This window comes from Bacillus sp. 522_BSPC (assembly GCF_001076885.1).
Classification (GTDB): Bacteria; Bacillota; Bacilli; order Bacillales; family Cytobacillaceae; genus Niallia; species Niallia hominis.
On record NZ_JVDT01000171.1, the window covers coordinates 1 to 11640 of the forward strand.

Genomic DNA, 11640 nt, shown 5'->3' on the forward strand with positions numbered 1-11640 from the left:
ATACTTTTCAAAATTATTTGAAGGAACATCATTTAGTAGGTAGTATGTCCAGACGAGGGAACTGTTGGGACAATGCGGTGATTGAATCATTTCATTCAAATTTAAAGACAGAGGAATTCCAATATTGTAAGTTTAATACCCTAGCTAATTTAGAAGTTATTTCTAGAATAGATGGGTACATTCATCATTACAACGAGGGTAGGATTCAAGCAAAATTAGGCTACTTAACTCCAATAGAATTTGGATTAAAGGCAGCTTAAAGGATTTCGGGGTTATCCACTTTGCATGTAGAAAAGACATGCACTTTATTTGGAGATGCGGGCATGATAGCCTATTATGGCTAAGCCAGATTCTCTTTGAGATATCTGGCTTCCTGGCTAAAGAATCTATGCCCGCAGAGGCTCCAAGTAAAGTGACAAAGTGCCTGAACTATTTCCAGTAAAGAACCAATATCAAATTAATGAAAAAGTGTTAAATTTAATATGGATAGGTGTTTTATATATGTCTCATTTGGCTAGGTCAGTTCAAACAGTCTATTTTTTTAACCAATAAAGGCTTCCATCTGCCTTGCGATCAAGAAATCCATATTCAATTAAATATCGTCTAATCAGAACATAGTCCTCATAAATTGTTTGTAAGAGCTGATTTAATTCTTTTTCCGAATAGCTCTCCTGTCCTTCTAATCGCTTTGCTATTTCACGAAGAACCATTAACTTTTGCTTTTGTTTCATCGGAAATTTACTCAAGACTCCTGCATTAAAATACTTAGCTGCTATTTCTTCCTGCTCTGCTTCCGTAATATTGTATCGGTCATCTACCATCGTAGCTGTTTGATGAATGGGGACAAAACTAGGGGCATGATTGTCCTTTTCCTTCATTAACTCTATAATCGCCAGAAAATTTCTTGCTTGCCGTTCCTTTTCCTTCAGAGCAAAACGATGATGCCTAATCGTTGAAGCACTGCCAATCTCCAGTTCCTTTTTTACCTCTGCATCACTTTTCCCTTGATAAAACAGCTCCAGTAATTTCGTCTGATGCTCCGTTAACCCTGTCATCTTTTTATCAAGACCAATCAAATAATGAAACACAGATTGATGCGAACCCTCAATATGACGCTTCATAAACTTCTCCGCCTCATATAATTTGCCATCCACTGGATAGATAATGCCCTTCTCTACCTGCTCCCCACACAAAAGACAAAGAAACGAATCATCTTTCTCTATATATCCCTTTTTTAATTCATCTATTGTTGCGTTTTGAAAAAATGATGAAACATCCATAAAACAAACACCTCGTTATTTTGTTTGTTATTTTATAAACAAAATTATATTTCGTTAGTAATATAATAAACATTTTTAGATTATCCGTCAATATTAGGGGGGATATTTTGGTGGACTGGGTTTTTGGCATTTCCTTTACGTATGGGGAAGGGACAACTACTACTATTGTCTCTGATGAACGATGAACACAACACTACTTTTCTCTTTGATACCATTGCTTTTGGTTTTCATCTCCTTGATGAACGCTACTTTTCCCTTTGATACTGCAGCTTTTGGTTTTCATCTCCTTAATGAACACCACTTTTTCCTTTGGTTCCGTTGCTTTTGGTTTTCATCCCCCTGATGAACACCACTTTTCCCTTTGATCCTGCTACTTTTGGTTTTCATCCCCCTGATGAATACCACTTTTTCCTTTGGTTCCGCTGCTTTTGGTTTTCATCCCTCTGATGAACACTACTTTCCCCCTCCTCCCTCCAAAGTCCTGCGTTCATCCCTATTCCTTCCTCTCCCACTCTAGCAATCTCCTAATAGACTTACCAAATTAAGTATATTAACATAGAAGAAACAACATTTATGGAGGATTCCTATATGAATATTCTTTGGGATTTTGATGGTACATTATTTGATACATATCCTGCTTATACAGAGGTTCTTTACAAGATACTTGGAGAAAAGATAGAAAAGGACTCTATTTATAAAGAATTAAAAGTTTCCTTTTCCCATGCGATTCAATTTTTTGGATTAACGGAACAGCAGATAAAAGAGATTAAGACTATGAATAAGGAAATCGATGTAAGTGCGGTAAAGCCTTTTCCAGGTGTAGAGGAGATTTTAAAAAAAGCGGATACGAATGTGATTATGACACATAAAAGCTATGCGGGAGTTACTCATTTTCTTCGCCATTATGGATGGGAGAAATATTTTGCGGAAATCGTAACTTTGGAGAATGGATTTCCTAGGAAGCCTGCAGTAGATTCCTATCACTATTTACATACGAAGTATTCGATTGATTTAGCGATTGGTGATAGAGAATTGGATTTAATTCCGGCAAATAAATTAGGGATTCAAACCTGTATGTTCCAAAATCAATGTGAAATTGCTGACTTTCATCTAGTAGACTATGCTGATTTTTTCACCGTATATCCTGTGACAGATAAAGCATAACGTAAAAAGGAGCCTTCCAAGAAGATCGATTCTTCTAAGGAAAGCTCCTTATTCTAATACTATTTCCACAATCTCTGGTCGATTAAAAATCCGCTGGGGAATTATGCTATTACCTAAACCTCTATTAACAATCATTACCGTTTCTTCTTTTTTATACATGCCGGCTGTATATTCGGGCATAAAGCCTTGATCTGGTGCGACTATTCCGCCGATGAACGGGAGTCTTACTTGCCCTCCGTGGGCGTGACCAGTTAAGACTAGATCCAATTTTTCATAGAGGGAAAACAACTCTGGTCGATGGGACAGCAGCAAATTAAAATGTTCCTCAGAGCGGTGGCTGTCGATAATTTCGGATAGTTCCTCTTCACCTGACAAAAAGGTTGGGTCATCTACCCCAATAAGATTCACGGTTTCTTCCTTTATTTTCACTAGCACCTGTTCATTTCTTAAGACATACACGCCTGCTTTCCGTAATTTCTCTTCTAAGTCAGAGAATTTTCCTGACCAGGATTCATGATTTCCAGTTACATAATAGGTTGGGGCTATTTGGATAAGCTCTTCCATTAATGTCATGCTTTTCTGTTCATCATAGTCTTTCGAATCAACAAGATCACCTGTGAATGCAATGATATCAGGATTTAAGTTTTTTACTTTCCTTACTAAACGGTTTTGATTTTTTCCAAATTGTTTACTATGTAAATCCGATAGTTGCACTACTTTAATCGAGTCTTTTATTTTTTCAGATGAAAGCTTGAAGGTTGAGGTAGATAGACTATTATTTTGGTAATAGGAAAATAGCATAAGGATACATATGCTTATGCCCACTAGTAACATTCTTTTTTTCATCCTTACTCTCACTCTTTCTTCCAGCTCACCTCAAAACCACCTTGCAATCCATCGCCGGTAATAATGAGCATATAGGTTTCTGTGTTTTTTGCCTCAAAGGTTAAAACGGACTTTTCCTCATTACTCAGCCCTATCCTCCGATTCTTTTCATCTATTAAATAATAGCCAAATCCACCGCCATTGCGATTCGTAAAATCAATGTAGATTGTTATCTTTTCTCCTTTTTTTGCTTTAACTGGGATATGATCTTCTCCGTTAAAATAAGAAAAATAGGCTTCATAGGACTGATCGCCTCTGACCGTATTCCATTCTTTTTTTACTGTAAAATCAGGAATCGTTAACAAAAGAAAGAGAATAGGCGTAAAGGCAAATGTCCATTTAAATGCGTTTAGCTTTGCCGCTAATTTAATTCCTATATAGAATAATAATGAGCAAATCAAGCCAATGGTTGCAGCTATTAAAGGGTATACATTCCACACAATCGGTAAAAACAGACAAAGCCCTGCTAAAAGATACAATACAATTTCTAGTTTCGGATAATATTTTGCTATACGATCAATTATCATAGAAACAAGAATCCCCACACCAAAAAAAGCAATCCAAAAGAAGGGATTTTTGATTTCATGGGAAAATAAATATAAATCAAAGCTGGATAAAAACATATAGCAAAAAAAGAGTGTGGCAGCAAACCCAGCTCCTGCTAGCTTTATTAAGACATATCCCATTCCCTTGCGGATATTCTGACTATCTACCATATTTGTTCCTCCCAAAGGATAATTACTACCATTCTATCAAAATAAGGAAATAAATTGTTAAAAACTTGAAAATTATTGAATCATTTAAAATCGATTATTGTTTTTATATGCATTTAACAAATAGATGATTCCTTTTTTCTTAATCCTTCTCGTTTTAAATAATGCCAACTAGGTCATACTTATTTTATGTATCTTTCGGGAGTGAAATTATGACTTGGTTTCCTTATATTTGTTTCCTTGTTACTATAATCATCATATGGTTTATGCCAAAGCATCTTACAAAAGTGGAAATATATGTGACTTGGTTTGTCGTTGGCTTAATTAATTTAAGCTCAGATATTATATTAAGTTTTGTATTCCATCTGTATGAGCTTGGACCAAAAGGCGTGCAATTGTCTGTTCATTTTATTGAACTAACACTTGGTTCCACCCATGGAATCATTTATTTAAATTTTATGCCCCATGATGTTAAAAGATTTATTCCTTATTTTTTCGCTTGGATTGCCTACTCTATTCTTTTAGAGTCTGCCCTTCTTTACTTTGGGTTCATTACCTACAGTGGATGGAGCTTATGGTATTCAGGAATTTATTATGCAGTTGCATTGGTTTATACAAGATGGCACTTAAACTTTATTCGAAGTGGGAAATAAGGATGAAAAGCAGAAGCGAAGCAAGAGGCGTTTATAACCAGCCATTTTGCTTCGCTTCTGCTATGGCCTCCATTCTATTTTTTGCCCCTAATTTGCTAATTGCTTCTGAAATATAATTGCGAATCGTTCCTGTAGATAAAAATAAGGCTGCAGCAATCTCCTTCACCGACTTCCCCTCTTCCACCAGAATCAATACTTCTCTCTCTCGCTTTGATAATGGATTATCTTTTCCGATACTGCCAAAAATCAATTCGGAGGCAAATTCCCTTTTTCCATTCATAATATTTCGGATCGCTTCTGCAAGCTCTTCGCTCGGACCATCCTTTAATAAATAGCCATGAACATTGGCATTTAGCGCCCTTTCAAAATACCCAGGCCTTGCAAACGTTGTTAAAATTACCACTTTACAAGAGGAATTTAATGCTCTTAACTCCTCTGCGACTTCAAGACCACTTTTAATAGGCATTTCAATGTCCAATAAGCAAACATCTGGCTTAAGTTCGGAAATCTGCTCTAATGCTTGTTTGCCATTTTCCGCTTGGCCAATAACTTCCATATCCTCTTCAAAATTAAGCAGTGTTCCTAATGCGCCTCTGAGCATTCTCTGGTCTTCTGAGATAATAATTCGAATCATAATATCTCCTCCTTTTGCCTTTCCTTTCTTATAATCGGAACGACAATGTGAATAGTCGTTCCGTGATTAGATGCAATACTCCATTTTCCATCTACCAATTCCAGTCTCTCTCTCATTCCTTTTAATCCATTTCCGTGGGACTGTTCGATATGTAAGCCTTTGCCATTATCCTGAACAGTTAGCCCGACTGTCCCAGGATCTTGTTGGATAGCTATTTTACTCTTCGTTGCATCACTGTGTTTAACAATATTAGTAACAGCTTCTTTTAAACAGAGACTGATAATATTCTGGGTTAAAAGGGCTACCTCGCCATCTTCCATTTCGATGGTTATGTCTGCATCAATTCCCGCAGTTTGTAACGTCTTTTGAACTTCCACTATTGCTTCTCGGATGGTTATAGCCCGCATATCAGATACTAGCTCACGAACTTGTTTTAATGCCGCACGAGAAATTTCTTCCATTTCCTTCGCCTCTTTCATCGCACTATCTGGTTGCGGCTTCGCCATTTTGCCAACGAGCTGGCTTTTTAGTGTCAGCAAAGATAGAGTGTGGCCAAGCGTATCATGCAGATCACGAGCAATTCTCATTCGTTCTTCTCTTTTTACTAGATAACTAATTTGTTCATTTGCTAAATCCAGTTGTTTTTCTAAATCCATGCGCCGATTCATCGAGCGGATTCCAAAAGGAGAGATTAGCATGATAATAAAGAACGGAACCATAAAAATAAGGGAGTAAGGATTGATGGCATTCCAACTAATGACGATTGGAAAAAGTACTGAAAAGACCAAAAGGCTATAGAAGTAATAAAAATTTTTTTTGCCCGAATAATAGCCAATGAAATTAGCTGGGAAATAGCCCATAAATAATAGATTAGGATCATAGTAGATACTAAAAATCAGTACGATCAAAATTTGAATAACGAGCCAATAATTAAAGGAGTTCTCTTCTATATGCGTATACAATTGCCGGTATGAAAGAAGAAATATAAGCACAAGAAGAAAACCAATTATTTGCTTCGTCCCATCTTCCTTTATCATCTGCATAACCGGAATCAATATGTAGACTAAAAAGATATAGGGGAAAAAGCCAAACCTTCTTGGAAAAAGCTCGAATTTCTTCTTGGTATCCATATCTTCTTACACCGCCTCTCTTTTTTTTCCAATATAAGTTGATAATACCATAAATAGAACGAGGTACCCGATAATCATCAGATAACTAGAAAAAGATGGATAGTGATTTCTGATTATTTCCCATGCTCCGTTGGCAAAATGATACGAAGGAACCCATTTTGCCACTTGTTGCATAAAGGATGGGAACACCTCAATTGGCATCCACATTCCCCCAGTTATCGCCATAGACATATATAATAGATTGCTAATTCCTGAAGCTGTTTCTACTTTTTTAATCGTGCCAATAATTGTTCCAAGAGCTAGAAATGGAAGAGATCCAAACAGAATCCAGATACCACAAAATAGCCACTGTGAAAAAAGAAGACTCACGTCATTGATGAGGATTCCTGCCGTAAATATAACAAGAATGGAAAATAAATGAATCACTGTTTGAGCAACCATTTTTGCACCATAGTAAATAAAATGGGAGAGTGGCGTAATCTTTAAAAATATCGTCCAACCTTCTGCTTTTTCCTGAACGATTTTAATTCCTAACGTCATCATACTTGATCCCATAATACTGAATGTCGTCATCGACATTAAATAATGTAGATTCCATAGCCCGTCATCTTCTCTGGGTGCTATAAAAATATTTGTAAATAAAAAATAGAAGAGGACTGGAACTAATAAGGACCAAAAAATATAGTATTTATTCCGAAGTATTCGAACGGTCTCTGCTTTACTTTGCATCCAAAAGGTGTTCATTGCTGTCTACCTCCTTCGTATCTTCCATTAGCTGTGAAAAAACCTCTTCCAATCGACCAAGCTTTACTTCAATATGATGGATATTCAGTTGCCTATCGAAGATTTCCTTTAGCAGTTGATCAGCGTTTGTTGCGACAAGGGTTACCGTTTCCTTCTCTTTTTGCACTTCTGCAACAAATGGCAAAGTCCGATAAAAATCGATGGGATATGAAATTTTCTCTTGGAATCTCACCCTTGGCTTCGTCAATTTTCCCTTTAAGTGCTCAGGTGTCCCGTCACCAACTACTTCGCCTTTATTAATCATAATGATTCTTTCCGCTACTTCATCTGCTTCTTGCAGGTAATGTGTTGTAAAAAGAATTGTTTTTCCTTGCTTATTTAATTCTTTGATTTTTCTCCAAAAATTTTCTCTTGCCGTAACATCCATGCCAACAGTTGGCTCATCTAAAAACAGTAAGTCTGGATTACCTGCAAGCGCCAGTGCGAAGTTCAAACGTCTTTTCTGGCCACCTGAAAGCTTTTCTGTTCGCTTATTCCACTCCTCTTCATGAAGACCTGTTAGTTCTAATAAAGAGGACAATTCAAGAGGATGTTGATAATAGCTTTGTATTAATTGAATCAATTCCTTTACTTTTAAGCTATCCATCACACTGACTTCCTGCAGCATCCCACCTACCCTTTCCAATACTTCTTTGTGTTTGGGATCCTTTTGAAAAAGGGAAACAGTGCCTCTTGTTGGCTTCATTAACCCAAGCATCATCCGCATTGTCGTCGTCTTTCCTGCTCCATTCGCACCTAAGATTGCCACCATTTCTCCCTGTTTGATTGAAAAAGATACGTCATTTACTGCCTTCTTCTGCTGAAACTCCTTTGTTACATTCTTTAGCTCTACGATTGTTTGCAAGCTTCCCACCTCCAGATTCTATCTTTATTGTAGCTTGCAAAAAGAGGGCTGATTAGTCGCAGATGTCAGGAATATTAGGTGACAAATGTCATTTTTTTTATAAAAATAGCCCTGGTTAGCAGCCAGAGCTTAAATCTTTTACTCTTCTCGTGTCATTACCCAAAACGCTACATCATTCGCATTCGTAAAGGAAGACACTTTGTGAAATCCAAATTTTTCATATAAAGCAATTGCCCTTTTATTAAAGGCGGCTACAGTTAGGCGCAAAGGCTGAGTTGTCTCGATGGAAGCGATAATAAATTGGAGAAAGGCAGTTCCCTGTCCTCTCCCTGTTAAATCTGGGCGCATACCTAAGCCAATATCAAGGTACCCTTCTGGATATGCCTGAAAAAAATAGCCGATTGGAACTTGCGCTGCATAGCCTGTGCAATAAAATCCAACTAATGCTCCGTCCTTATAAAGGGCATAGTACGGATTTTCCGCAAACTCCTGTAATGCTTCCTCTGTTACTTCACTATTATATAGGTCATATGGCGGCAAATATGTCCAGCTAAGGATCTCCCTCGCCACTTCTTCGGTTATCTTATGCAAAGAATAGCTCATTGTGTTTGTTCTCCTATGGGCTCATTTCTAGTAAAGCCTAGATATCTTGTTCCTTGACATTGCAGTTCCCCGTTATCTCCTTCTATCAGCATACCAAATTGTCCGCCATTTACTTGAAATTCCGTACGCTCACCACTCGGAAATTCAAATGTAACATAATAGTGATTATATGCACGGGTATTTCCCCCACCATGAACACTCGTTCTTTTCGCAACTACTTTTGCAGGTGTAGAAAGACGAGGTTGATTGTTATTTTTGCTCCACTTTACAAGTCCTTTAACGATCCTAACAACAATAATAACGAAGATGATTACAGTTATCGTCAAAATAAATAGTGGTACGATGGCGAACAGGATATCCCCTGATGCAATAAAATCCTCAAACGCAAAGAAATTCCCCATATCTCTATCTCTCCTAATTAAGAAATTTTTTCCTTTATTACACTATATCATTCCTTACGCATCACTTAGCCAAAAAGTTTCATCGAAAACCATACTCACTTTGAAAAAATTCCACATATAAAATAAACAATATTAACAAATAGATATAATTATATTAATTTTATCAATCATATAATTGACTTATTTAAGAAAATTAATTAATCTATCATAGAAAGGAGGTTGATATTTAGTATGAATTATCCAGTTATAAATGATTGTCCTGTCTGTCATCATGAACTCCATGTAACAAAACTTGAATGCACTAATTGTCATACGACGATTGAAAATCGATTTCATCTGTCCAAATGGCACTCTTTTTCAGAGGAGCAAATGCATTTTATTGAAACCTTTATTCTTTCAAGAGGAAGCATTAAAGAAGTCGAAAAAAAGCTAGGTATTTCTTATCCAACTGTCCGAGGAAAACTGGATGATATTATTGAGATTATGACAGGTGAAGAAGCAAAAGAAGAAAAAGTAAGCACCAAAGAGGGACAAAGAAAAGCAGATATTTTAGAAAAGCTAGAGATGAATGAAATAACAGCGGACGAGGCTATCCGATTAATGAAGGATCTTTAAGGAGGAATGAAACATGAATGACGAAATAAGACGAATTTTAACAATGGTGGAAAACGGCAAATTAACATCAGACCAAGCAGCTGTACTAATCAATTCATTCGAGGAAAAAATAGAAAAAAAGCCACTGCTTGAAGATAGCCCTTATCTAAACCGCTTACTTAAAGTACGTGTCCATTCAGAAACAAATGACAATATAAATATAAATGTTCCGATTAGACTTGTGAAAGTACTGCTTCAAACGGGAATTGGAATAGCATCCAAAATTCCTCAATCCCAAACCTATACAGAAAATATCGATGTAGAATTATTACTTGCTGCGATTGATAGCGAATTAGTCGGCGAAATTGTAAATGCTAAATTAGCAAATGGCGACAGTATCAATATTTATGTGGAATAGTGGTGGAAGACATGGTAAAGGTAATTGTCCAAACCGATAAACATAAACGTTTTTCCCTTGTTCTCCCTCTTTTTCTGTTGAGTCCATTCCTTGATATTGCCTTATCGAAACAGTTATGGAAATTTACTCACCACAAAGGAAAAAATAATACAGTTGATGCGATCTATACGAATATAACGGAAATAAAGTTTTTATTGAAGACTTTAAGTAAAGAGCTTAAAGCTGTGTCACTTGCTGAACCACTTGTTGATATTCATTTGAAGGATGGAACTTACGTGAAGGTGGCTATTACATGAAGCATGATTTTTTTCAAAAAAAATCTAGTGCTCGCAACACTAGATTGTGTGAAACTTCATTTTAAATTAGATAGATTGCCTTTCCTGCACTCGTTAGATTGGGAGAGGCATTCTTTTATCACTATAGCATAGGACAGGAAAATTGTGAATTACTGATGGGGTGCTCCTGGCGGATAGAAGCTTGGCGGCATTTTGATCCATCCATGCTCTCTCATTTTCGTTTTCAAATCCATCCCATAAATACTCTTCTCTGTATGGAAGCGAATCCACATTAACCCAACATCACTGCGGACACTTTGTGTGATATTTGTAGCGCACATGACAATATTACTCGTCACTTTCGCTGCTAGTAAGTTCGCTATTTCCAAATCCGTCGATTTAGCGCCAAAAGGAATAGCATTCGGATCCGACTTGGGCTTCGATTCAGCGGAATTGGAAAGTGGGACTCCTTCTTTTAACATAAATTCCTCTAAAATCTTACGTTGCTCGGTTGCTAATTCTTTAGCCTCATTAATTAATTCCATTAACACATCATCTGTTGTCGTATTAAGCGCCATTTCCAATACAGGAATTTCATCCGCAATTGCAGCCTGATATGTCCATAAGCCCATTGCCTCTCCAATATGCAGTTGCGATTTCGGTTCTGAGTCAAATCTTGTTTTAATATAATCGAGAAGCGCTTCTATTTTATGTGCCATACTGTACACCTCTTAGCATTTTTACCTATAATGTTTACTTCTAAATGGGATTTTATTCAAAGAATATAGAATTATTCCTTCTTGAATAGTAAAGATATAGAATTCCTAGTGGAAAAAAAGGGAAAGCAGCCTTTGTTCATTCACTTATTTATCCTTATTTGAGCTTTATAGGATTATTGTAATTAACGGCGTGTCTTTCCCTTTGAATTTTGGTGATTTTTTTGTGTATTTGGTACTTTTGCTTGCGGCTTTGGCACTTTTGCTTGCGACTTTGGCACTTTTGCTTGCGACTTTCATGCTCTTGCTTGCGACTTTGGCCCTCTTACTTGCGACTTCGGCACTCTTACTTGCGATTTCCACTCTTTTACTTGCGACTTTGGCACTCTTACTTGCGACTTCCACTCTTTTACTTGCGACTTTGGCACTCTTGCTTGCGGCTTCGGCACTCTTACTTGCGATTTCCACTCTTTTACTTGCGGCTTTGGCACTCTTGCTTGCGGCTTTCACTCTTTTACTTGCGACT

The 11640-nt window shown here is 37.0% G+C and carries 17 protein-coding genes; 6 read left to right on the plus strand and 11 right to left on the minus strand.

All coding sequences use genetic code 11. From position 1 onward, the window contains the following. Nucleotides 1-260, plus strand: a 260-nt coding sequence (locus ADJ83_RS14740; RefSeq protein ID WP_048717499.1) for an IS3 family transposase, incomplete at its 5' end; no start/stop codon positions are given. Between the two features lie 273 nt (nt 261-533). Here ADJ83_RS14740 and ADJ83_RS14745 read toward each other — a convergent pair. Then, nucleotides 534-1280, minus strand: a complete 747-nt coding sequence (locus tag ADJ83_RS14745; protein ID WP_031539973.1) for a DUF2087 domain-containing protein — start codon at nt 1278-1280, stop codon at nt 534-536. 588 nt (nt 1281-1868) lie between these two features. Here ADJ83_RS14745 and ADJ83_RS14750 point away from each other — a divergent pair. Then, nucleotides 1869-2444 carry an HAD-IA family hydrolase gene (locus ADJ83_RS14750; RefSeq protein WP_031539971.1) on the plus strand — a complete coding sequence of 192 codons (576 nt, stop codon included), beginning with the start codon at nt 1869-1871 and terminating at the stop codon, nt 2442-2444. Between the two features lie 48 nt (nt 2445-2492). On the opposite strand, the gene ADJ83_RS14755 is transcribed toward ADJ83_RS14750, so the two are convergent. Beyond that, nucleotides 2493-3290 carry a metallophosphoesterase gene (locus ADJ83_RS14755; protein ID WP_031539970.1) on the minus strand — a complete coding sequence of 266 codons (798 nt, stop codon included), beginning with the start codon at nt 3288-3290 and terminating at the stop codon, nt 2493-2495. Between the two features lie 8 nt (nt 3291-3298). Further along, a complete protein-coding gene (locus ADJ83_RS14760) occupies nt 3299-4045 on the minus strand; it encodes a hypothetical protein (protein WP_031539969.1) in 747 nt (248 codons plus the stop codon). 209 nt (nt 4046-4254) lie between these two features. Between ADJ83_RS14760 and ADJ83_RS14765 the strand changes: the two genes are divergently transcribed. Beyond that, nucleotides 4255-4695 carry a hypothetical protein gene (locus tag ADJ83_RS14765; protein WP_031539968.1) on the plus strand — a complete coding sequence of 147 codons (441 nt, stop codon included), beginning with the start codon at nt 4255-4257 and terminating at the stop codon, nt 4693-4695. Between the two features lie 31 nt (nt 4696-4726). On the opposite strand, the gene ADJ83_RS14770 is transcribed toward ADJ83_RS14765, so the two are convergent. From ADJ83_RS14770 to ADJ83_RS14795, 6 genes are all read right to left on the minus strand, one after another. After that, entirely contained in the window at nt 4727-5329 is a 603-nt protein-coding gene (locus ADJ83_RS14770; protein WP_031539967.1) for a response regulator transcription factor, read from the minus strand. Further along, nucleotides 5326-6459, minus strand: coding sequence for a sensor histidine kinase (locus ADJ83_RS14775; protein ID WP_031539965.1), 1134 nt, complete (start codon nt 6457-6459; stop codon nt 5326-5328). The genes ADJ83_RS14770 and ADJ83_RS14775 overlap by 4 nt, the downstream gene beginning before the upstream one ends. Before the next feature lie 6 nt (nt 6460-6465). After that, a complete protein-coding gene (locus ADJ83_RS14780) occupies nt 6466-7203 on the minus strand; it encodes an ABC transporter permease (RefSeq protein WP_031539964.1) in 738 nt (245 codons plus the stop codon). Beyond that, a complete protein-coding gene (locus tag ADJ83_RS14785) occupies nt 7178-8107 on the minus strand; it encodes an ABC transporter ATP-binding protein (RefSeq protein WP_031539962.1) in 930 nt (309 codons plus the stop codon). The genes ADJ83_RS14780 and ADJ83_RS14785 overlap by 26 nt, the downstream gene beginning before the upstream one ends. 138 nt (nt 8108-8245) lie before the next feature. Further along, nucleotides 8246-8710, minus strand: a complete 465-nt coding sequence (locus ADJ83_RS14790) for a GNAT family N-acetyltransferase (protein WP_031539961.1) — start codon at nt 8708-8710, stop codon at nt 8246-8248. Next, the gene (locus ADJ83_RS14795; protein WP_031539960.1) at nt 8707-9111 is read right to left on the minus strand and encodes a DUF2500 domain-containing protein; all 405 of its coding nucleotides are present in this window, start codon (nt 9109-9111) and stop codon (nt 8707-8709) included. The genes ADJ83_RS14790 and ADJ83_RS14795 overlap by 4 nt, the downstream gene beginning before the upstream one ends. A gap of 231 nt (nt 9112-9342) precedes the next feature. Between ADJ83_RS14795 and ADJ83_RS14800 the strand changes: the two genes are divergently transcribed. The 3 genes from ADJ83_RS14800 to ADJ83_RS14810 are packed head-to-tail and all read left to right on the plus strand — an operon-like array spanning nt 9343 to nt 10419. Next, nucleotides 9343-9726 carry a DUF2089 domain-containing protein gene (locus ADJ83_RS14800; protein WP_031539958.1) on the plus strand — a complete coding sequence of 128 codons (384 nt, stop codon included), beginning with the start codon at nt 9343-9345 and terminating at the stop codon, nt 9724-9726. Nucleotides 9727-9739: 13 nt separating this feature from the next. Beyond that, entirely contained in the window at nt 9740-10123 is a 384-nt protein-coding gene (locus ADJ83_RS14805; protein ID WP_031539957.1) for an SHOCT-like domain-containing protein, read from the plus strand. 2 nt (nt 10124-10125) lie between these two features. Beyond that, the gene (locus tag ADJ83_RS14810) at nt 10126-10419 is read left to right on the plus strand and encodes a hypothetical protein (protein WP_035416744.1); all 294 of its coding nucleotides are present in this window, start codon (nt 10126-10128) and stop codon (nt 10417-10419) included. A 149-nt stretch (nt 10420-10568) separates the two neighbouring features. Here the strand turns inward: ADJ83_RS14810 and ADJ83_RS14815 are convergent, their stop codons facing one another. Continuing rightward, nucleotides 10569-11117 (minus strand): DUF3231 family protein, encoded by a 549-nt coding sequence (locus tag ADJ83_RS14815; protein ID WP_031539955.1) that lies wholly within the window; start codon nt 11115-11117, stop codon nt 10569-10571. Nucleotides 11118-11282: 165 nt separating this feature from the next. Next, nucleotides 11283-11640: hypothetical protein (locus tag ADJ83_RS25640; RefSeq protein ID WP_204375769.1), on the minus strand; the 358-nt coding region annotated here is incomplete at its 5' end.